Annotated in this window: 17 protein-coding genes; 7 read left to right on the top strand and 10 right to left on the bottom strand. The window is 40.8% G+C overall.

Features of this window, described 5'->3' with window-relative positions; translation table 11 throughout:
• The 5 genes from IE056_RS10245 to IE056_RS10225 all read right to left on the bottom strand — a co-directional run bounded on the left by IE056_RS10245 (position 1) and on the right by IE056_RS10225 (position 6,795).
• On the bottom strand, positions 1–375 hold the full coding sequence (locus tag IE056_RS10245) for a ribonuclease P protein component (RefSeq protein WP_189604624.1): 375 nt from the start codon (positions 373–375) through the stop codon (positions 1–3).
• 128 nt (positions 376–503) lie between these two features.
• Positions 504–2,351: a M1 family metallopeptidase gene (locus IE056_RS10240; RefSeq protein WP_189604623.1), complete on the bottom strand. Its 1,848-nt coding sequence runs from the start codon at positions 2,349–2,351 to the stop codon at positions 504–506.
• Positions 2,352–2,354: 3 nt separating this feature from the next.
• The gene (locus IE056_RS10235) at positions 2,355–4,037 is read right to left on the bottom strand and encodes a S8 family peptidase (protein WP_189604622.1); all 1,683 of its coding nucleotides are present in this window, start codon (positions 4,035–4,037) and stop codon (positions 2,355–2,357) included.
• An 8-nt stretch (positions 4,038–4,045) separates the two neighbouring features.
• Positions 4,046–4,906: an MBL fold metallo-hydrolase gene (locus tag IE056_RS10230; RefSeq protein ID WP_189604621.1), complete on the bottom strand. Its 861-nt coding sequence runs from the start codon at positions 4,904–4,906 to the stop codon at positions 4,046–4,048.
• A 104-nt stretch (positions 4,907–5,010) separates the two neighbouring features.
• A complete protein-coding gene (locus IE056_RS10225) occupies positions 5,011–6,795 on the bottom strand; it encodes a cation:proton antiporter (protein WP_189604620.1) in 1,785 nt (594 codons plus the stop codon).
• Positions 6,796–7,013: 218 nt separating this feature from the next.
• On the opposite strand from IE056_RS10225, the gene IE056_RS10220 reads away from it, so the two are divergent.
• Both IE056_RS10220 and IE056_RS10215 read left to right on the top strand, forming a co-directional pair.
• Positions 7,014–9,044 carry a cation:proton antiporter gene (locus IE056_RS10220; protein ID WP_189604619.1) on the top strand — a complete coding sequence of 677 codons (2,031 nt, stop codon included), beginning with the start codon at positions 7,014–7,016 and terminating at the stop codon, positions 9,042–9,044.
• A 149-nt stretch (positions 9,045–9,193) separates the two neighbouring features.
• On the top strand, positions 9,194–11,074 hold the full coding sequence (locus IE056_RS10215) for a cation:proton antiporter (protein ID WP_189604618.1): 1,881 nt from the start codon (positions 9,194–9,196) through the stop codon (positions 11,072–11,074).
• On the opposite strand, the gene IE056_RS10210 is transcribed toward IE056_RS10215, so the two are convergent.
• A complete protein-coding gene (locus IE056_RS10210) occupies positions 11,071–11,829 on the bottom strand; it encodes a YebC/PmpR family DNA-binding transcriptional regulator (RefSeq protein WP_189604617.1) in 759 nt (252 codons plus the stop codon). The genes IE056_RS10215 and IE056_RS10210 overlap by 4 nt on opposite strands.
• A gap of 362 nt (positions 11,830–12,191) precedes the next feature.
• Complete coding sequence (gene lepA, locus IE056_RS10205; RefSeq protein ID WP_189604616.1) at positions 12,192–13,988, bottom strand: translation elongation factor 4; 1,797 nt, start codon at positions 13,986–13,988, stop codon at positions 12,192–12,194.
• 275 nt (positions 13,989–14,263) lie between these two features.
• Between lepA and IE056_RS10200 the strand changes: the two genes are divergently transcribed.
• From IE056_RS10200 to murQ, 5 genes are read left to right on the top strand one after another with little or no spacing between them, the layout of a single operon-like run.
• Positions 14,264–15,130 carry an ROK family protein gene (locus tag IE056_RS10200; RefSeq protein WP_189604615.1) on the top strand — a complete coding sequence of 289 codons (867 nt, stop codon included), beginning with the start codon at positions 14,264–14,266 and terminating at the stop codon, positions 15,128–15,130.
• A gap of 47 nt (positions 15,131–15,177) precedes the next feature.
• The gene (locus tag IE056_RS10195) at positions 15,178–16,446 is read left to right on the top strand and encodes a sugar MFS transporter (RefSeq protein ID WP_189604614.1); all 1,269 of its coding nucleotides are present in this window, start codon (positions 15,178–15,180) and stop codon (positions 16,444–16,446) included.
• Positions 16,443–17,210 carry a creatininase family protein gene (locus IE056_RS10190; protein WP_189604613.1) on the top strand — a complete coding sequence of 256 codons (768 nt, stop codon included), beginning with the start codon at positions 16,443–16,445 and terminating at the stop codon, positions 17,208–17,210. Before IE056_RS10195 ends, IE056_RS10190 begins: the two co-directional genes overlap by 4 nt.
• A 33-nt stretch (positions 17,211–17,243) precedes the next feature.
• Positions 17,244–18,845: a beta-N-acetylhexosaminidase gene (locus IE056_RS10185; protein WP_189604612.1), complete on the top strand. Its 1,602-nt coding sequence runs from the start codon at positions 17,244–17,246 to the stop codon at positions 18,843–18,845.
• 17 nt (positions 18,846–18,862) lie between these two features.
• The gene (murQ, locus tag IE056_RS10180) at positions 18,863–19,675 is read left to right on the top strand and encodes an N-acetylmuramic acid 6-phosphate etherase (protein WP_189604611.1); all 813 of its coding nucleotides are present in this window, start codon (positions 18,863–18,865) and stop codon (positions 19,673–19,675) included.
• 119 nt (positions 19,676–19,794) lie between these two features.
• Here the strand turns inward: murQ and IE056_RS10175 are convergent, their stop codons facing one another.
• The 3 genes from IE056_RS10175 to IE056_RS10165 are packed head-to-tail and all read right to left on the bottom strand — an operon-like array spanning position 19,795 to position 22,905.
• Positions 19,795–20,619 carry a sugar phosphate isomerase/epimerase family protein gene (locus tag IE056_RS10175; protein WP_189604610.1) on the bottom strand — a complete coding sequence of 275 codons (825 nt, stop codon included), beginning with the start codon at positions 20,617–20,619 and terminating at the stop codon, positions 19,795–19,797.
• A 25-nt stretch (positions 20,620–20,644) separates the two neighbouring features.
• The gene (locus IE056_RS10170) at positions 20,645–22,357 is read right to left on the bottom strand and encodes a GMC oxidoreductase (RefSeq protein WP_189604609.1); all 1,713 of its coding nucleotides are present in this window, start codon (positions 22,355–22,357) and stop codon (positions 20,645–20,647) included.
• Positions 22,358–22,359: 2 nt separating this feature from the next.
• Complete coding sequence (locus IE056_RS10165; protein ID WP_189604608.1) at positions 22,360–22,905, bottom strand: gluconate 2-dehydrogenase subunit 3 family protein; 546 nt, start codon at positions 22,903–22,905, stop codon at positions 22,360–22,362.
• Positions 22,906–23,005: the final 100 nt, after the last annotated feature.

Here is a 23,005-nt window from a genome sequence, read left to right as displayed (position 1 = left end):
CTACTTTAATTCTTTTTCAGCAAACCTTTTCAGCAATTCTTCGGTAACAGAAAATAACTTGTGGTAAGAAAGCTTTTCTCTTCCCGTGTAAATAAACATGAAGGCATATTTTGTATTCATGTTGCTGGTTACAAGGTACTTATTTTTTCTGAAAGCTTCCCTCATGAGACGTTTCAAAAAAATACGTTCCACTGCTTTTTTAAAATTCCTTTTAGGAACCGAAACAGCGGTCTTATGATTTTCAAATCCGGGACGTGAAACCGGAAGATAAACCAGTTTAAGCGGATACTTGTTGAGGGATTTTCCTTCTACAAATAACTGACTTATTAAGATCTTGCTCTTGAGTTTTTCGTCTTTTCCGAAGCTTTCATTCATGTGTCAAAATTAAGGATAGAAATCTTTTTTTTTATTACATACTTCATTTATTTACTGCATAAAAAAAGGCTGTCTAAAGGTGTACGTTTCCTTAGACAGCCTCTTATTAAGAGATAATGAAATATTATTTAATCTTCTGTAGTTTCGGGAGCTTCATATACATTGTTTTCCCTGTCTATATCTGCCATTAGCTGTGAATCATCAATCTCCATTTTTGAAATTTCAGATTTTGATTTATCTATGCTAAACGTATAGGAAGGCATTGCCCAGGCCCAGTCCTCTTTTACCGTACGATTAGATCCATCTTCAGCAGGTTTTTCCCAACGCATCATCTGCAACGGAATATAAATTAATTCTTCTGAACCATCTTTATATGTGACAGTCACTTCTACCGGCATTGGCATCACCCCAAGTCTTTGAAGGGTAACATCGGTCTTGTTTCCGGTATCTTCTACAGTCTGGATAGCGTAATCAATGGTGTTGGTTGTTTGCGTCCAGTCCTGTAAATACCAATCCAGTTCTGCTCCCGAAACTTTTTCGGCTATCCTGATGAAATCGTTAGGAGTAGGATGTTTAAATTTCCATTCATCATAATAACGCTTCAAGGTTTTCTGAACGTTTTCCTTCCCAATAACATATTCCAGCTGCGCTAAGAAAACAGCTCCTTTAGAATAGGCTGTAGCGCCATACGCTGCGTTATAAGTATATCTGTCGGCGTGTGTGGTTTGTGGCTGTTCCACACCCGATGTGGCAAGCCTAAGGTAACTCTGGTAAGATCCCATAAAAGGATTTTCCCTGTTCATGTCCATCACCTCGTTCATGGCAAGATCTGAAATATAACTGGTGAAGCCTTCATCCATCCATTCATGAATACTTTCATTGGTAGCCATAAGATGTTGGAACCAGGCATGCGCCAGTTCATGGGCAGTAACGCCAACAAGACTTCCAAAGCTTCTTTCTCCGGTTATAAGCGTTAACATCGCGTATTCCATTCCGCCGTCACCACCCTGAATCACCGAATATTGATCCCATGGATATGGGCCTATATGCTCATTGAAAAATAGTAATAATTCTTCTGTTTTGGACTGAAGATTTTTCCAGTTTTCCTTGATTTCTGGATTGTCTTTGTAGAGAAAATGAAGTACGGTCCCATCCTGCGCAGTTAGTTTGTCGTGAATATATTCGGGATCTGCAGCCCAACTAAAATCGTGCACCTGTGGTGCCAGGAAATGCCAGGTCAATTTATCCCCTCTTTTCCTCTTTACTTTTACGCCTTCATCTTCATACCCATATCCTATTTCATTAGGATTCTGAAGGTATCCTGTAGCTCCAAGAATATAATCTTTGTCCACAGTTATTTTTACATCATAATCACCCCACACTCCATGGAATTCCCTGCCAATGTAAGGATCTGCATGCCACCCCTGAAAATCATATTCTGCCAACTTAGGATACCATTGAGTCATTGAAAGTGCCACTCCTTCTGCACTGTTTCTTCCTGCACGACGCACCTGTGCAGGCACCTGACCTTTAAATTCCATGGAAAAAGTTACTTTATCCCCAGGAAAAATAGGTTCAGACAGGGTTACTTCAAGTACCGTTCCCACTTCTTGAAATTGAACATCGTTTCCATCCTGTGTAAGAGAATTTACCTTTAAATATCCCTGTTCTTCCGGAGTAAGATTGAAGATCCTGTCTCCTACCCTTCTGTCGGGATCTGATATCGTTCTTGAACGTACATCCATCTCGCTTCCCGGTTGGAAAGCATTAAAGAAGAGGTGATAATACACCTTATTCAGCGTGTCGGGGGAATTATTGGTATAGACCAGTTCCTGATTTCCGGTGTACTGAAAATTCTTCACGTTCATATCAACAGACATGGTGTAATTTGCATGCTGTTGCCAATAGGAAGTATTGTTCTGTGCTGTCGCACCAAAAGCCATTAAAAGGCTAAGACTTAAAATAAGTTTTTTCATGAATTATTGTTTTGATATTCTGTCTGCCATAATTAAGGCATTATACAAATTGGCCATTTTACCCGAGGTGGATATTTCACTGAATTTCATGGTATTGGCAGGATTCCCTCCCAAAATAACAGATGCACTGCTGGATAATCCACTGTCCATAATGATCTGTTTTACCTGAGGTGCGGTAAGATTTGGATAAAATGAACGAACCACAGCTGCGATTCCCGCAACTGCAGGGGCCGCCATAGATGTTCCCTGTAGAAACTCGTATTCATTATTTGGCGTGGTAGACCAGATTTCTGTTCCCGGTGCAAAAACATCTACATTTTGTTTTCCGAAGTTAGAAAAGCTAGCCACCATGTTTGAGCCGTAGGTAAAATTAAGAGCGCCAACGGTAAGAAAATTATCTGCTATTTCTGCAGAATTTCCAGGTGTTTGATCATTCGGGTATACAGCTTTTTCATCAAGGTTTATACCTTCGTTTCCGGCAGCATTCACGATCAAAACATCGTTTTCTGCAGCGTATTGGATAGCCTCTCGTACCCATTCCGGGTGTGGTGAAAAATATTTTCCGAAGCTGGTGTTGATCACTTTTGCACCGTTGTCTACAGCATAACGAATCGCCAGGGCAATATCCTTATCATATTCGTCACCATCTGGTACAGCGCGAATGGCCATGATTTCCACATTGTGAGCAACGCCGTTTATTCCTATTCCGTTATTTCTTTGAGCGGCAATGATCCCGGCCACATGGGTTCCATGCTTGATATCTTCTTTATCGGGCGTAGGTCCCATCACTTCGTTATTTCCGTAGTCGGTATCGTTGATATCATTAGGATCATCTCCTACTACAGCTCTTCCGTTAAGGTCCAGGTTAAAATGAGAATTAAGTCTTCCTGAAAAGTATTCGATTGCCTCATTTAATTGATCGATAGCATCGGGTACATTTTCGCCTACATTGGCCATTACCTGGCTTAAAAAGCCTTTATATTGCTGCATCTCTTCAGAAGTTGCCTCCATCTCACGCAGTTCTGCACGGGTATAATCTTCTTTCCCCAGTTGTGCTGAAACAGCCTCATGAGCCATACGTAACTGCTGAAGAATTCCTTCATACTGATTTTTCATTCCCAGTGTTTCATTGTACTCTTTCTCGTATTCTCCCTGCGCTTCCTTATACAGCATGAATTCTTCCCGGTCTTCTTCACTTACAGAGGAAGCGGGAATACTCTCATATTTGGGTTTAAGATCTTTATAGATCCTTACATATTCAAGGTTCTCTTCTACGGCATCTCCAAGAAAATTCCAACCGTGTACATCGTCCACATAACCGTTGTTGTCATCATCCCTGCCATTGTTTGGCCTCTCGTCTTTATTGGTCCAGATTACATTTTTAAGGTCTTCATGTTCTATATCCACACCACTGTCTATAACTCCAACAATGACGGTTTTTCCATTGTAATTTTTAATGATCTCTTCGTAAGCTTTATTCACGCTCATTCCGGGAACGGTATCGCTAACAAGATCGGACCCACCCCAGCCCTGCAGCTCTGTTTCGGTAAGGTCTGAGACCTTGAGCGGCATGCTGTCAATATTTTCTAAGGGAGTAGATACAATAGAAGGTGCAGAGCTACCACAACCGGCCATGGTTGCTGCTAAACCTGCAACAAGCAGGGGTCGATAAATAGGGATTTTCATAGTATTTTTTAGTTAAAAAGTTCATTAAATGTATGTGTCTGATCCAAACGGATCCCTTTTTCTGTTTTCTGAACCGTGAGAATTTCGTTGTGAGCATCATGCTCCATGAACAACAGAAATTCTTCTTCGGCAGCCTTTGTTAAGAAAGCTTCTTTTTCGGGCAAAGTCAGCAATGGTCTCGTATCAAACCCCATTACGTAGGGCAACGGAATATGTCCTGCTGTGGGTAATAAATCGGCCATGAAAACAAGGGTTTTTCCTTTATAGTTTATGTGTGGGATCATTTGTTTGTCTGTATGCCCATCTACAAATAATATTCCAAATCCCAATTCTGAAGTATTCTGAAAGGATCCGTTGGTTCTTTCTATAAAATTCAACTGGCCGCTTTCTTCCATTGGAAGGATGTTTTCCTTCAAAAAAGAAGCCTTCTCCCGGGCATTAGGTTTTGTTGCCCATTCCCAGTGATCTTTGTTGCTCCAGAAGCGTGCATTTTTAAAAGCAGGTTCATAACCGGTATGTTCTTTATTCCACTGAATGCTTCCGCCGCAATGATCAAAATGCAGGTGGGTCATAAAAACATCTGTAATGTCATCCCGGTGAAAACCGTGTGCTGCAAGTGATTTATCAATAGAATGGTCTCCCCAGCGGTAGTAATAACCAAAGAATTTGTCACTTTGTTTATCACCCATTCCGGTGTCGATCAAAATGAGCCTGTTCCCCTCTTCGATGAGAAGACAACGAGCGGCAATATCAATCATATTGTTACTGTCTGCAGGATTTGTTCTGTTCCAGATGGATTTTGGCACTACACCAAACATCCCGCCTCCATCAAGTTTGAAATGTCCTGCCTGAATAGGATATAATTTCATGGAAAAAATTTATTAAATAATCGGTTGCAAAAGGCAAGCGTTCATTTTGAAAAGATTTTGAACAGCTTTTCCAAAAAGCTGTTTTCAGGCCTAAATTTAAGGATTTATTGCAGATAAACTATTTTTTCCTCGGGATGAATCGTTTCATGGTAATGGAAAGGCCTTTTTACTCCTTCAGCATTTATAATGAGTAACGGAAGTATGGAATCATTTTCTGATTTGTGAGTTTTTATCCATTCCCTGGTAGAAATCTCTTCTGAAGCTGTTTCAGATTTTTCTTCAAAATCTCCTGAAGTGACCTTGTAGATCCACGGCCCAAGCATGATTTTGTTGGCAAACATTGAAGAGGCATCGATCCTGTCAAGGGATTCTACGTCGGCTCCGGTTTCACTTGGTGCCATGAGCACAATTTTTTCGGGCATGTAAAAGGAATCATTGGCCAGTTGCGCAGCAAGAAGATTGATCTCACTGTTAGCTGTTAATCCTATAAAAGTACCTTTTTCCATAGCTTCTGCTTCTTCCATCGTTTCTTCTTTTAAGACATTTCCGTAGACATATTTTATTCCGGCTTGTTTGGCAGCCTGTATAAAATCTTTATTGGCGTCTATTACCGTGACCTTGCCTTCAGAATTTAGATGCTTTGCAAGGTAAAGCCCCAACGGATTTGCTCCCAGAATAATATATCCTGACCTGGATTGCTGATGAACCAGTTCCCCCCTCTTTTTTAACCAGTTTGTAGTCCAGGTAAGCAGTACCGGAACACTTAGTGTGGTAAAGATGGCCATAAAGACCAGTATCGAAAATATTTCTGCTGTGATGATTCCCATTTGCAGACCAATTCCGGCAATAATAATCTCTACCGCACCACGACCATTCATTCCTGTTCCTACGGCAATTCCTTCCCGCCAGCCATAGCCGCTGGGAAGATAAAAAAGGGCAGTTCCCAGGATTTTTCCGGCCATTGCAACTACGGTTACCGCTATAAGCATGTTAAGATCTGTCTGGAAAACATCCAGGGTGACATTGAATCCTGCTGTTACGAAGAAAATAGGAGCTAAAAAACCGATTGAAATATCATGAAAGACCTCATTGATCTCTTTTGAAATCTGCCTGTTGAATACCCCGTCCCTAATGAATAGTCCGGCCATGAAAGCTCCCAGAATGCTGTGGAGCCCTGCCAGCTCGGCGAGTTCGGCAAAGCCAAAAACAATGATAAGAATTAAGGTGAAATGCAGCGTCCTGCTTTTTGTGCCAAGTTTTGCCAAATATTTCCCCAGCAATGGTAACAGGTAAATTCCTGCTACAGCGGTGAAAATAAAGAAAAGAATGGCTTTTCCGGCAACCCATAGTAAACCAACAGTATCAATATTTCCGGCATCTACAAAACTTATAATCCCGGCAAAAATAATTAGAGCAAGTGTATCTGAAATTAAAGCACCTGCCATGAGTACATAGGCAATTCTGGTGTTCAATAGTTTTAGATCCACCAGGATGCGGCTTTTGGTAGCAAGTGAAGTAACTCCAACTGCTATAGCCACAAATAGGGCGGCCATATCTGTACCTCCAAAATAAATGATCGTATAATAACCTAGGCCAAAAGGAACTATAAAACCTCCGGCAGCGGCAAGTAATCCCGGCCAGGAGGCTTTTCCAAGGTCCCGGAAATTTATTTCAATTCCAATATGTACCATTAGAAGAATGATCCCAACCTCTGCCAGCACACTTAGCATTTCTGAAGTTTCAAGTAAACCAACCAGCGCAGGACCTAAAATGATCCCAATAACCAATTCTCCAAGGATTGCAGGATATCCTAATTTTTTTGAAATTGAACCACCCAACCATGCTGCTACTAAAATGATGAGAAGGTTTAAAATATTTAATTCTTCCATAGGTAAGTTGGACTATTTAAGGATTATGAATGATGGATTTTTAATTTAAGAAATTTTAATTATCCGAATTAACAAATCTTTGAAAGTTTTAAGATTAGATAATATGAAAAGATTTAGTAGTATAGCCAAAGAACCATTTTGTTGAACCATTTCTGCTTTTAAAGCAGAAATGGTCATTTCATTAGGACCATAACTAAACATTTTTGTTACTATAAAATATGAATGATTTTTTAGATTTAGTAAGTCACGAATTTGAACTGCCCCTCAGTAATCCTGTATTGGTTTTTGCTCTTATTCTTTTAATTATCCTGGTCTCTCCTATTCTGCTTAGAAGGATCAATATTCCGGGGATTATCGTATTGATCATTTCAGGAATTATTATAGGGCCATACGGTGCAGGGTTGCTTGAACAGAATACAGCCATTAATCTTTTCTCTACAATAGGACTTTTATATATTATGTTTATCGCTGGCCTTGAACTGGACATGAACCAGTTCAAGGTGAACCGGAATAAAAGTTTCCTGTTTGGCTTTTTTACATTTGCCCTACCCCTGGCCATAGGTTTTCCTGTGTGTTTCTATCTCCTTGGATATGATTTTAATGCAAGTTTCCTAACTGCCAGTATGTTTGCCACGCACACATTATTGACCTATCCCATTGTGAGTAAAATTGGAGTTTCAAAGAATGAAGCGGTTGCGATAACAGTGGGAGGAACTATCCTTACCGATACGGCGGTTTTGATCATTCTGGCTGTAATCATGGGGAACGCCCAGGAAGGTGGTTTAACAGCCGATTTCTGGATTCGGTTGATCATATCTCTCACAATTTTCTGTGCTATTATGTTCCTGGTAGTACCAAAGATTGCACGGTGGTTTTTTACCAGGATGGAGAAAGAAAAACACTCCCATTACATATTTGTTCTTGCAGTTGTTTTTCTTTCTGCTTTCCTGGCAGAACTGGCGGGAGTTGAAGATATCATTGGGGCTTTCCTTGCCGGACTGGCTCTAAACAGGTTGATTCCCCATTCATCGGCACTTATGAACAGAATAGAATTCATGGGAAATTCTCTTTTCATTCCTTTTTTCCTGATAAGTGTGGGGATGCTGGTGGACGTAAGTGTGATCTTTAGCGGCTATATGGCTATTGTAGTAGCGGTTACACTTTCTATAGTTGCGATCACCGGAAAATGGCTTGCTTCCTTTTTTACGCAGCTGGTCTTTAAGTACACCTCCTCCCAAAGAAAGGTAATTTTTGGTTTAAGTAGTGGGCATGCTGCCGCAACGCTTGCTGTGATTATTGTAGGATACAATGCTGATATTATCGATGAGAATATCCTGAATGGTACTATCATATTAATACTTGTAACCTCTATTGTTGCAACGCTAGCAACCGAGAATGCAGCTAAAAAAATGGTGGCAGAAGCCGAAGAGGTTAACCCGGATGAAATCAGGAAATCTGAGAATTATAAAATGGAAACCATTCTGCTTCCGTTAGCGAATATTACCAATCTTGAAAAACTTTTGGAGTTTTCCATACTTATAAAAGATAAAAGTTCTGAAAATCCTGTTTCCATACTTTCTGTTGTGCCTAATGATGAGCAGGCAGAACTTAATATTGCCCAGGCTAAAACTCGTTTGGAGGATTTTGTAAAACAAGCTTCGGCAACAGAAACTCCTGTAAATGTCACTGCAACCATAGACCGGGATATTGCCAGCGGGATTTCCCGTCGGTCTAAAGAACTCATTGCAGATGTTATTGTTATGGGATGGCCAACCAGTTCAGGAAAAGATGAAGTGATTGGCGAGAAAATGGCAAAGATCATTAATAAAACCACCAAAACAGTATTTTTATGTGAGTCTGAAAAACCATGGGCTACTCATGAAAAGATCGTAGTGGCAGCTCCTCCAAAATCTGAAATGATGGAAGGCTTTGAACTTTGGGTTAAGAAATTGATCAAAATGGCCGAAGAACTCAGTGTCCCAATCATAGTTAACTGTACGTTGGAGACTCAGACTGCTATTGAAGATTTTATTGATGCCCTTAATTTACGAGCTCCCTTTACCTTTAATACCTTCACTCATTGGGAAGACTTTTTGATCATTGCAAGGGACATAGAACCTGAAGATCTTGTAATGTTAATTACTGCAAGAAAAGGTTCTGTGGCATATCAACCTATTCTGGATGAGATTCCGAGAAAAATGGAGATTTACTTTAAAGAAAACACCAAGATCCTGGTTTTTCCGCAATAGATAAATGCACATTTTCAGTTAGAATTTTGAGCTTCTTATGAGGTTTAAAAGCTGCTGTAAAAATCCCTAAGTATTGATCTTGTTCTTCTTTTAATCAAATTAAAGTAACTTTACCCAAGATTTTTATTACAATAGTTTAAAATATTTGGATGTTAGAGTTAGCAGGATTGGTGATTTTAGGGATACTTGCTCAATGGTTTGCATGGAAACTTAAAATTCCGGCAATTTTACCGCTTATACTAATTGGGCTTTTTGTGGGACCCATTTCCACCCTCATTTCTGAGGATGGTACTAAATGGTTAGAACCTATCTGGAATGGGGAAGAAGGGGTTTTTCCGGGGGAAAGTTTATTCTATTTTGTGTCTCTGGCTATTGCCGTGGTGTTGTTTGAAGGTGGACTCACCCTTAGAAAAAAAGAAATTTCAAACATAGGCCCCATCATAGTTAAATTAATAACCATTGCTGTTATTGTAACTTTTGTGGGTGCGGGCTTAGCTGCACACTGGATTTTTGGACTTACCTGGCAAATCTCATTTCTCTTTGCTGCTTTGATTATTGTTACAGGTCCTACTGTTATCGCACCTATTTTAAGAAATATCCCCTTAAAAAAGGATATTTCTTCTGTTTTAAGATGGGAAGGAATTCTTATTGATCCCATTGGAGCACTGGTAGCCGTACTGGTGTTTGAATTTATAAGGATAGAAGACGGTCAGGACTTTACCAGCAGGGCACTTATGGAATTTGGTCGTATTGTGTTATTCGGTTGCACCTTCGGGTTTGCCTTTGCACATGCGCTTGTGTACGCTATTAAAAAGAACGTGATCCCGCATTACCTGCTAAATGTAGTCACTCTTGCGGTGGTAATAGGTGTTTTTGTACTTGCCGATAATTTTGCGCACGAAAGCGGACTTTTGGCAGTAGTAATTATGGGAATGGTCATGGGGAATATCAATCTTCCCAACCTTAAGGAATTGCTGTATTTCAAGGAATCGCTGAGTATTCTTCTGGTTTCCATCCTTTTTATTTTACTGGCAGCCAATATGCAACTGGAGGAAATGATGCTGGTATTCAATAAAGAAGCTCTTTTCTTATTCGCAGCAATTGTTTTTCTTTTAAGGCCGCTGGGAGTATTTTTAAGTTCCATTAATTCAGGTTTGAATTTTCGGGAGAAACTTTTTATAAGCTGGGTCGGGCCAAGAGGGATAGTGGCCGCTGGAATTGCCTCTCTCTTTGGGCTAAGACTGGCAAGACAGGGCGTTCCGGGAGCTGAGTATATAACTCCCCTGGTATTTATGGTTGTTCTTGGAACAGTGTTGCTAAATGCGACTACGGCAAGATACGTGGCAAAAATGCTGGGCGTTTTCCTAAAGGATTCAAAGGGTATTCTAATTGTTGGAGCCTCCTCTATATCACGTTTGATCGCAAAATACCTTCAGGATAACAACAGGCATGTGGTATTAATTGACAGCAATCCCGATAATATTCGGAAAGCACAAGACCTGGAGATTGATGCTATTGAAGAAAGTGTGTATTCCGATGATTTACTGAACAACATAGAGCTTAATGACATAGGTTATATCATGGCAATGACAGGAAACAGTGATATTAACAAAACAGCCATTAACAAGTTTTCCAAACAATTCGGGGAAAACGGAGCATTTAGAGTGGTTTCTTCAGATGAAATGAATAATCCTGAAAAGAATCCTCCAGAAGGGCTTTTCTCCCATACAGATGATTACATTAAATTAGCTGAAGTTTCCCGTTCATATCCTACAATTCACGAAGTTAAATTAAACAGCCAGTCCCACTATGGCGGATTGATTGAGATATCCAAAACAGATCCAGATATCATTCCGTTGTTCGTAAAAACACTTTCGGGTGATTTTAAGATCATCCCTTCCAATTCTTCTGAAGTAGTCATTGAGGAAGGATACCAGCTTGTATACTTGGGTAAAAAGATTCAGAAAGAAGCACTTACCGAAAAAGTAGAAGATTATGAGGAGACGGTGGAGGAATTGCAGAGGAATTAGTCTTTTTCCAGTTCTGCGATAAGTTCATCTGAAATTTCTAAATTGTGATACACATTCTGGACGTCATCATCATCTTCAAATCTTTCCACAAGATTGAGGATCTTTCGGGCATCATTAACAGGCAGTTCAATCGTGTTCAGCGGAATTCGCTGCACCTCTGAGCTTTTCGTTTCAATGCCTAGCTCTTCCAGCTTTGAAGACATTAATCCGAAATCGGTAAATTCAGAATATACTATCAAAACATCCTCCTCTTTCTCAATGCTGGTGGCACCTCCTTCAATGAGCTCCAGTTCAAATTCTTCCAGTCCGTGATTCATTTTTTCCTTCTCGATCACAAAGACCCCTTTTTTGTCAAATAAGAATTCCAGGGAGCCATTGGTGCCAAGACTTCCGCCATTTTTGGAAAAAATAGACCGAACAGAAGCCACTGTCCGATTAGTATTGTCTGTAGTACATTCTATAAAAAAAGCAATTCCGTTAGGACCATAGCCTTCAAAAGTAACAGCTTCAAAATTCTCTGCCTCTGCCCCACTGGCTTTCTTTATAGCGCGCTCTATGGTGTCTTTGGGCATATTCACCCCTTTGGCATTTGAAACGGCAGTACGCAGGGCAGGATTAGTCTCAGGATCTGGTCCTCCACCCTCTTTTACAGCCACGCTAATGTCTTTTATTGCTCTTGTGAACTCTTTAGCCCGCTTCTTGTCCTGTGCTCCTTTACGATGCTTTATATTCGCCCATTTGCTGTGTCCGGCCATAGGTATTATTTTTAGATCATAATTCAGACTTTAAATAAGTTCTGAAGTGCTCTTATCAGAAAGCAGCGTTTATTCAAAGTTATAAAAAACATAGGAGGAGAATAAATTTGAATCCAGGAGCTGTAAAAGCGGGAATTTAAAAAGAATGCTGCTTAGATAATTTTTCAGAATTCTCCTGAAATGGACTGTAAAATTATTGGAATTAGCTATTTTCTTTTTTGAATGACATCAGGATTCCTACTGGTATGAATTACTTCTTTAAATTCAAATTTTCTTCTAAAGAGTCCATAAGCTTCTGTAATAAAATATAAACCCTCACAGTCGAAATCTGTGAGGGTTAAATTATATCTTTTTAAAACTAGTTAGTCATTCAACTTCAAAACAGCCATAAACGCTTCCTGTGGAATTTCTACATTTCCTACCTGGCGCATACGTTTTTTACCTTTTTTCTGCTTTTCAAGAAGTTTTCTTTTTCGGGAAATATCACCTCCGTAACATTTTGCGGTCACATCTTTTCTCAAAGCCTTCACAGTTTCACGAGCAATAATTTTAGCACCAATTGCGGCCTGAATTGGAATATCAAATTGTTGTCTCGGAATTAATTCCTTCAGTTTTTCACACATTTTTTTCCCTATGTCATAGGCATTATCAACGTGTAATAAAGCTGAAAGTGCATCTACCACATTTCCGTTAAGAAGAACGTCAACCTTTACAAGTTTAGACTGGCGCATTCCAATAGGCGCATAATCAAAAGAGGCGTATCCTTTGGAAACTGTTTTTAACCTGTCGTAGAAGTCAAATACAATTTCTGCTAGGGGCATATCAAAAGATAATTCCACCCTTTCGGTAGTAAGATATGTTTGATTCGTGATCTCTCCCCTTTTTTCAATACATAAGGACATGACCGGACCTACAAAATCAGATTTTGTAATGATGGTTGCCTTAATATACGGTTCCTCTACCTTGGCAAGGCTGGAAGGTTCAGGTAAATCTGATGGGTTGTTTACCAGAATGACATCATTCGGATTTTTATGGGTATATGCCTGATAAGATACGTTAGGAACGGTAGTAATTACGGTCATATCAAATTCCCGCTCGAGTCGTTCCTGAATGATCTCCAGGTGTAACATTCCCAGAAATCCACAACGGAAACCGAATCCTAAAGCAGCAGAGCTTTCGGGGGTAAATACCAGGGAAGCATCATTTAGCTGCAGTTTTTCCATGGAAGCGCGCAGTTCTTCGTAATCTTCGGTATCTACAGGATATATTCCGGCGAAAACCATTGGTTTTACGTCCTCAAATCCTGGTACAGCTTCGGTAGTAGGATTTTTTGCATCGGTGATGGTATCACCTACTTTAACCTCCTTTGCTTCTTTTATTCCGGTGATGAGGTAACCCACATCTCCCGTTTTAATCTCCTGCCTGGGGAACTGCTTCAGCCTCAATGTTCCAACTTCATCGGCAGAATAATTTTTATCTGTGGCGACAAATTTTATATTCTGACCTTTCTTTATAGACCCGTTAATAACCCGGAAATATGTTTCCACACCTCTAAAAGGATTATAAACCGAATCAAAAATAAGCGCTCTTAACGGAGCATCTACTTTCCCGGTTGGTGGCGGAATACGTTCTATAATGGCAGCTAGTATTTCTTCAATTCCTATTCCGGTTTTAGCACTTGCCGGAATAACTTCAGAAGGATCACAGCCTAGAAGGTCAACAATATCATCGGTAACCACTTCAGGATTTGCACTGGGAAGATCTACTTTATTCAGTACAGGAATGATCTCAAGATCATTTTCTAAAGCAAGGTACAGGTTAGAGATAGTTTGTGCCTGTATACTTTGAGCGGCATCCACCACAAGTAAAGCACCTTCACATGCTGCGATAGACCTGGAAACTTCGTAAGAGAAATCCACGTGACCCGGAGTATCAATTAGATTTAGGGTATATTCTTCACCTTTGTACGTATAGTCCATCTGGATGGCATGACTCTTAATAGTAATACCACGTTCACGTTCAAGATCCATACTATCGAGTAGCTGCTCCTGTTTTTCACGCTCTGTTACAGAACCTGTGAAATCCAGCAATCTGTCTGCCAGTGTGCTCTTCCCGTGATCAATATGGGCTATTATGCAAAAGTTACGTATGTGCTTCATATATCTTTTTCATAGCCGGATAAAAAGAATCTACTTCCGGCTTTATTTTAGGAGACAAATATAGTTTATTTACAACTCTTTAAAGAAAATATTCAGATGGAGTATTTCCTATTGGATAATTTCAGCAAACGAAGCAAAACAGAAGACTTTTATAAAAAAATAATAGAAGTATTTGGATTTTATAAAAAAAGATTCCTACTTTGTGTGAATTATCTTTTTAATTTATAGAAAGATTAGAAGCTACTTTTCCTAAGCCGGGATAAAAATCATAGCAGATGAGCGATAAAATTATAGGAATTGACATTGGTGCTACCAAGATCCATATAGGTCTTGTACAGGACTCTAAGGTAACCAGAGAATTAAAATTTCCCACTTTAGCAAATGCTTCCCGGGATGAGATTATAAACAACCTTATCCATAAGATTGAGGAGGTGGATGATCCCCAGGTAACAGGAATTGGAATTGGTGTTCCGGGATTAGTAGATGAAGAAAAAGGCATTATTTATGACCTTACCAACATTCCATCCTGGAAAGAAGTACATTTAAAACAGCACCTTGAAGATCATTTCAAAAAGCCGGTAATGATTACCAATGATGCGAATGTTTTTGCTCTTGGGGAAAAGATCTTTGGAGATGGGAGTGCTTTTAAAAATCTTGTTGGAGTGACCCTGGGCACCGGGTTTGGTTCCGGGATCATTATTAATCATCAGCTTTACTCCGGAACTTTGTCAAGTGCCGGAGAACTGGGTAATATTCCTTATCTGGACAAAACAATTGAAGATTACTGTAGCGGAAAATTCTTTTTTTCAAAATATGGTTTAAAAGGAGGGGAAGTAAATTTTCTTGCAGAGAAAGGAGATCCCAAGGCCTTAAAAATGTTTGAGGAATTCGGATTTCATCTGGGAAATGCTTTGAAAATTATTATGAATGTTCTTTCTCCTGAAGCCGTTTTTCTGGGAGGTTCAGTAAGCCAGTCGTATGAGTTTTTTAAGGAACCAATGGAGAACAGCCTGGACAGTTATCCCTTTAAAAAAGTGAGGGATCAATTGATCATCCAGCCATCCAAAACTTCCGATATTGCAATATTGGGCGCTGCTGCACTGGTGGTATCCTATCAACAGCAAAGAGCAGAAATTACATAAAATTAAATAGTCTTCAATAACCTCCAAAAGTTTTAACCAACAACCAAATGGCAAAATATAATACAACCGAAGAAACCAAAAAAGACAAAGCTTCAAGTGACGCAACCCGGTCTATTATAATTATTGGAGCCCTGTTCTTTATCTTCGGATTCGTTACCTGGCTTAATGCGCTTCTCATTCCTTACCTTAAGATCGCTTGTGAACTCACAACTTTTCAATCGTATTTTGTAACCTTTGCTTTCTATATTGCTTATGTGGTCATGGCGCCAATTTCTACCAGGACCCTCAATCATTTCGGATTCAAAAAAGGAATGTCGGTCGCTTTGGGAGTAATGGCTTTAGGAGCATTGCTTTTTATTCCGGCGGCAATGAGCCGCACCTACTTAATTTTTCTGTTGGGATTGTTTGTTATGGGAGGTGGATTGGCCATCCTTCAAACTGCGGTTAATCCTTATGTTACTATAGTTGGGCCGGCAGAGAGTGCTGCAAAACGGATTAGTATCATGGGGATATGTAATAAACTTGCAGGTGCTGCGGCTCCTATTTTGATAGGATTTTTTCTTCAGTTGGATAAAGCCGAAGAACTCGCTGGAACCACTAATGAAGCTGCCCTGGATGAGATGGCGCTAAGGGTAATTCCCCCATACATCGGGATTATTGTAGTGCTGCTTGCTTTGGCTTTGTGGGTCTATAAGTCCAGCCTTCCGGAAGTAGAAGCAGAAGATAAAGAGGATGCAAATGCTGTACAGAAAGAAGCGAAAAAGATCTCCGATTATCCACACGCCATTCTGGGGGTGATAACGCTGTTCATTTACGTGGGAGTGGAAGTGATTGCTGTTGATACCATCATTGATTACGGGATTTTCCAGGGATTCGATTTCGAAACTGCGAAAAGCTTCACAACCGGTACCATGGCTGCAATGATTGTAGGTTATTTAATAGGTATTGTAGCTATTCCCAAATACATTAAACAGGAGAATGCCTTAAAAGTGTGTGCTATTTTAGGAGTGGTATTTACAGTGGGAGCCATTTTTACCTCAGGCTTTTTATCTGTGACTTTTATTGCTCTTCTGGGATTGGCAAATTCCCTCATGTGGCCGGCAATTTGGCCTTTGGCTCTGGCAGATGTAGGGAAATTAACTAAGGCTGTTTCTTCCCTGCTTGTTATGGGAATCGCGGGTGGAGCTATTATCCCGCTTGCTTATGGAGGCTTGGCAGAAGTTATGGACAAACAGGGAGCATACTGGGTAGCCGTTCCGCTTTATTTATTTATACTATACTACGCAATTGCAGGACATAAAATAAGAAAAGCATGAGACCATACATCCTGGCTGAATCGAACTGGAAAACAATAAAAGATCAGAAAACCGAGGTAGCGGTACTTACCTGGGGTGCTACCGAGGCTCATAATTATCATTTGCCGTACGCAACAGATAATTATCAGATCGAGGCAATTGCTGCCGAAGCTGCTAAAAAAGCCTGGAATGCCGGCGCGAAAGTGTTGGTGCTACCCAATATTCCATTTGGCGTTAATACGGGTCAGGCAGAGGTAGATCTTTGTATGAATCTTTATCCCAGCACACAACTTGCGATTTTATCAGATATTGTGGAGGTTTTAAACCGGCAGGGAATTAACAAATTACTTTTATTAAATGGGCACGGCGGAAATAATTTCAAAGCTCTGCTTAGAGAAGTAGGAGCCAGGTATCCGGAAATGATGCTGGTGACTACCAATTTTTTTCAGACGGTAGACAGAAATGAGTATTTTGAAGAAACAGGAGACCACGCCGATGAAATGGAGACCAGCCTCATGCTGCACCTTAAACCCGATCTTGTGCTTCCGCTTGAAGAAGCCGGAAACGGGGAGGAGAAGAAGTCACGTATTATTGGGATTAAAGAAGGCTGGGCCTGGTCTGAACGGAAATGGAAGATGGTTTCGGCCGACACAGGTGTAGGAAATCCCAAAAAAGCTTCCGAAGAAAAAGGGAATAAATTCTTTGAGGCCGTAACTCAGCAGATATCCGGTTTAATTATAGAAATGAATAGCATCAACCCCGAGAAACGGTACGAAGGCCAGTAATTCCCAGGACCATTATCCTTAAAAAATAATATTATGAAAAACATTTTTAAAAGCTTTAGTTTATTCCTAATCGCAACAATGGTATTATCCTGCGGGGGTACAGAACAGGTGGAGGCTCCGCAAGCTACTGCTTTACCCGAAGAACCGGCTTTGATCCCACTACCAGCACAGGTATCCTGGGAGAGCAAGGCTTATGTCATTCCGCAGCAGAATACTATTTGTTATACAGGAGAAGGAAAAGAAGCTTCGCAATGGCTTGAGGCTTTACTTTCAAAGGCAGGTGTAACGGTCGCCACTCAGGCTTCCGGTGACTGCGGAAACTGGAAAATTGAACAGGATGCCTCGCTCGAGGGAACTTTGGGAGAGGAAGGATATCAGTTAAGTATTACAGATGATGGTGTACTTCTGAAAGCGGCTTCCCAAGCCGGACTTTTCTACGGAATCCAGACGCTTCGGCAAATGTTTCCTCCGGAAATTGAAAAACAGCAACTAGAAAGTCAAGTTGTGCTTAGACAAGCTTTGATCGAAGATCAACCGGAATTTGCCTGGAGAGGCACCATGGTGGATGTCGCCCGAAGCTTTTTTGGTCTGGATTATTTAAAGCGACATGTGGACAGAATGGCAATGTATAAAATGAATCGTCTTCACCTTCACCTTAGTGATGATCAAGGGTGGAGAATTGAGATTAAAGGCTGGCCTAAACTTACAGAAGTTGGAGGAAAAGCATCTGTGAGAAGAGGAAGAGCAGGATTCCTGACTCAGGAAGAGTACAAGGACCTACAGGATTATGCACTTGCAAGAAATATTATTATCATTCCTGAAATTGATATGCCGGGCCACATATATGCTGCACTCATGTCTTATCCTGAATTGAACTGTGATGACTACACAAATCTTACTCCCAAACGTGCAACCCCTCCCGAAATGTTTCAGGATTACAACGTGGGCTGGAGTAAATTTTGCCTTGAGAATCCTGAGATCTATGAATTCGTGAACGATGTGATAGGTGAGATGGCAGAGATCACCAAAGGTCCATGGATCCATATTGGTGGAGATGAGATCGAGGATCCGCGCTATAAAGAATTTGTGGTGAAAGCAGATTCTATTGTTCAGACTTATGGGAAAACAACCATTGGTTGGGAAGAAGTGACCAAGGCAGAGGTGAGTTCCAGTCTTATTAGTCAGCGATGGCATGGTAAGGTGGAAAGTGTGGTGAAGGACATCAAAACAATTCACTCTTTATGCTCTCAACTGTATTTAGATCATGCAAATATTCCGGGGCAGGAGAATACCAATAACTGGTGTAAAAAAGACGGGGTAAGCCTGGAGGACACCTACAGTTTCAACAGCGATGATCCTAATGTAATTGGGGTAGAGGCAGCTGTTTGGAGCGAGTTTGTACTTTCAGACGAAATGTTGGATAACCGATTCTGGCCACGTGCCATAGCCGCTGCAGAGATCGGCTGGACTTCTGGCGAAAAAAGGAATTACGATGAATTTAAACAGAGACTTGGAAAACACGGGGATCGATTAAGAGCTTTAGATATTAATTTTTACAGAACACCCGGGGTAGACTGGGGCACAGAAAAAGCAGTTCCGGGAATCTTTTCTAATTTCATACCACTTTCAGAATAAAAGAAGTTTTAAAAAATATGGATAATAAACAGAGTACAGAGCGTTCTTCGAACTACGATCATTTGGAAAAAATGAGTAGCCGGGAACTGCTTTCTAATATGAATAAAGAAGATCAATCTGTTCCAAAAGCGATTGAAAAGAAGATCCCCGAAATTGAAAAACTTGTAGACGTGATCGTAGAGAAAATGGAGCAGGGGGGAAGGTTGTTTTACATTGGTGCAGGCACCAGCGGCAGGCTAGGTGTTCTCGATGCTTCTGAAATTCCGCCTACTTTCGGGGTTTCTGGAGACTGGGTTATAGGCTTAATTGCCGGTGGTGACACAGCCTTACGAAATGCCGTGGAGAATGCCGAAGATGATACAGAACAGGCCTGGAAAGACCTTCAGGAATTCCATATAAGTGAAAAAGATGTTTTAGTAGGAATTGCAGCTTCGGGAACTACCCCATATGTAATTGGCGGAGTAAAAAAAGCCAGGAAAGAAGGCATAACTACGGGATGCATTACCTGTAATGAAGGCAGTCCTTTGGCTGCTGAAGCAGAATATGCCATAGAATGTGTGGTAGGACCGGAATTTGTAACTGGAAGCACCCGTATGAAATCTGGTACTGCTCAAAAGCTTGTACTAAACATGATCTCAACCAGTACAATGATCAAAATGGGCAGGGTAAAAGGTAACAAAATGGTCGATATGCAGCTTTCTAACAAGAAGCTCGTAAACCGTGGTGTTAAAATGATCATGGAGGAGCTAAAAATAGGAGAGGAGCAGGCTGCTCAACTGCTAAAGGAGCACGGTAGTGTGAGAAAAGCTTGTGAGAACTACAGCAATTAAAGTTTCAGAAATAATGCTGTAAATTGTATTTTCTGAACATAAATACAGATCAAACAAAAAATCCGGAGTTTATGGCTCCGGATTTTTTTATTTATTCTTTTTACACTTTCAGAAAGCTTTTATTCGGATATTCTTTTGAAATAGTTGACGCTTTTTTCAATTTCAGGTAAAGAACTGTCCCAGTTGTGCTCATATTCCACAGAAATGACGCCTTCAAAGTCCTGGCGTTTCAATTCGTTTACCATTGCCTGTACATCGCTTATTCCGGTTCCCCAGGGTACGTCATGAGCTTCGCTGCTGTTTTCATTGAGATCTTTAAAGTGTACGCTGGCAATGTGGCCTTCCAGTTTTTTCAGGTTTTCCACGGGATTCATTCCGGAGCGTATCCAGTGACCAACATCTGCACAGGCTCTGATATTTTCTCTGCCTTTCATGGCTTCCAGCACGGTATCTGGATGCCAGTAGGTGCTGGGTTTCGGGTGATTGTGGAGACCAACGGTTACTCCATATTCTCCTGCTAATTTGTTTACCAAATCAAGGTCTTCCTGGGCAGGTTCAGAATTGATAACCTTAACCCCCATCTCCTTTGCGAATTCAAAAAGATTTCGCCAGTCCTGTTCATTCTTTCCCGAAACCACTCCATAGGCCACCAGTTCTATTCCTTTGGACTCCAGGAGCTGTTTTACCTGCTGCCGGGTGTTGGCTTCCATCTCGTAATGCATCGTACCTTCAATGCCATTTCCTATGGTTTGGCCGGGAAAAGCTTCTACATAGTTCAGATCTATACTCTTTATCTTTTCCAACGCCTCGGTAAAGGTGAAATTTTTGAACGTATATGCCTGCACGCCGAGCTTCCAGTCCAGATCTTTAGCTGTTGAATTTTGCTGTGCAAAAACAGCTTGTGTCATTAGGACTGACAGGATTATGGAAAATACCTTTTTCATGATGGTTTATTTAAATTGCTGAATTTTATAAATTTCCTTTTTTCATTTCCTTCACAGCATAATCAACCGCACGGGCGGTAAGAGCCATATAGGTAAGGGAAGGATTTTGAGTGGCTGTGGAAGTCATACAGGCACCGTCTGTAACAAAAACGTTCTTTGCATGATGCATTTGATTCCATTCGTTTAAAAGGGATGTTTTTGGATCTCTTCCCATACGAACGCCTCCCATTTCATGAATGTCCAGTCCCGGAGCCTGGTGGGTGTCACTGGTGCGAATATTGGTAAAGCCGGCACTTTCAAACATTTCGGTCATTTGCTCAAAATAATCAGCGATCATTTTTTCATCATTATCATCATAATCAACAGAAAAATTCAGCAACGGCATTCCCCACTCGTCTGTTTCTGTTTTACTCAGGTTCACAAAATTTGTTTCCTTCGGAATAGTTTCTCCCATCATATGACTTCCTACGCGCCAGGGTCCCAGCTTGGGATTCAGCAGTTTTTCTTTTAAAGTTGAACCTACACCTTCGGTATTTGAAATGGTGCTTCTATGGGCGCCAAAACCGGCTGCATAGCCTCTTAGAAAATTTGTTTCCTGTTGACGTACGTTCCGGAATCTTGGAATGTATCCGCTGGTAGGTCGGTTTCCATCTGTAGTGTAATCCAAAAATCCGTCATATTCTGCCTGGATCTTTGCCCGGTAATTATGAAATGCCATAAACTTTCCAAGTAAACCGCTGTCGTTACCCAAACCATTTGGAAAACGCTTTGACGTGGAATTCAGCAGAAGAAGATTTGTATTTACGGCAGCTGCATTGACGAAAATAATATCTGCAAAATATTCTGTGGTTTCTTTAGTTTTTGCATCAATGACCCGAACTCCGGTAACTTTTTCTTTTTGTTCATCATAGATCAGGGATTCAACTACAGAATCGGCCTGAAGCGTTAAATTTCCTGTTTTCTGTGCCCATGGAATAGTGGAGGAGTTACTGCTGAAATATCCACCATAAGGGCAGCCTCTCTGGCAAACCACCCGGTTTTGGCATTGAGTTCTACCCTGTTCAGTAAAAATTGGTTTTTGCTCAGAAAGGTGAGCACAACGGGCAATGATCACATGCCGGTCCTCATATTTTTGAGCTACTTGTTCCTTGAAATATTGTTCAACCTTTGTGAATTCGTAAGGTCGCAGGAATTCACCGTCGGGCAGTTCGGCAAGACCATCTTTATTTCCGGAGACTCCAGCAAATTTTTCCACATAGCTGTACCAGGGAGCAAGATCTTTATATCGAATAGGCCAGTCTACGGCAAAACCATCACGGGCAGGACCTTCAAAGTCAAAGTCACTCCAGCGCTGTACCTGCCGCGCCCAAAGCAGCGATTTCCCTCCCACCTGGTAGCCTCTTATCCAGTCAAATGGCTTTTCCTGTACATAAGGATGTTCTTTATCCTTTACAAAGAAATGCTCGGCATCATCCTTAAAAGCATAACATTTGCTTACAATGGGATTTTCTTCTATCACATCCAGCGGAAGCCTGCCACGATATTTCATTTCCCAGGGGCGCAGGTGAGTAGTAGGATAATCTTTGATATGTTCTACATTTTTTCCACGCTCCAAAACAAGAGTTTTTAATCCTTTTTCCGTAAGCTCTTTAGCTGCCCAGCCACCGCTGATACCAGAACCAATAACAATAGCGTCATAGGATTGTCTGGTTTTTGCGTCTATATTAAAATTTGCCATTTCTATGCGTTTCTGTAAACAGATTTTTCCACCGGAAAACTGCCATTAAAGCGGCCCGGAACGAATTCATAGCCCAAATGATTTTCCATGATATATTTGGAGCTCATATATCCTGAAATAGTAAGATCTTTTATGAAAGGAACAAAATTGATCGTTTTATCAGGATCTTTTTCGGTTGCTTCCAATTTAATTAACAGCTCCACCCGCTGTTGGGTGGAAAGTTGATCAAAAGAACTTCCATATGCCTCCGTACTGGATTGATGTAGTCCATTAAAACCTGTCAAAAATTCTTCCTGAGTTTCCTTCTGAAAACACCCTCCTACCATTGCCAGAATAAAATGATCCACTTCAAGTTCTTTCGCTCCCGGAATTTCTCCTGAAGGGATATAGGTATCCACCATTGCTGCAAGGACCAGTTTTTGATCCTCATCCAACCCGGTAGTATCGGCGGGAAGGTCATCAGAGGTCCAGCCATCCATCCATAAGGGAACGGTTGCAACACCTACTGCAGAAAGCCCTAAGACCTTTAAAAGATTTCTTCTGTTCATATTCATTATTTGATTCTGAAAAACAATTGTTGAACTGCACTTTTCAAATCACCATACATGGTTTTTCAGGGAGCATATTAATATAAAACATTCGCCCGTA

The organism is Salinimicrobium marinum (assembly GCF_014651535.1).
In the GTDB taxonomy this organism is placed as follows: domain Bacteria; phylum Bacteroidota; class Bacteroidia; order Flavobacteriales; family Flavobacteriaceae; genus Salinimicrobium; species Salinimicrobium marinum.
Note: the sequence above shows the minus strand (reverse complement) of the source record. Positions and strands in the feature narration are given on the sequence as shown.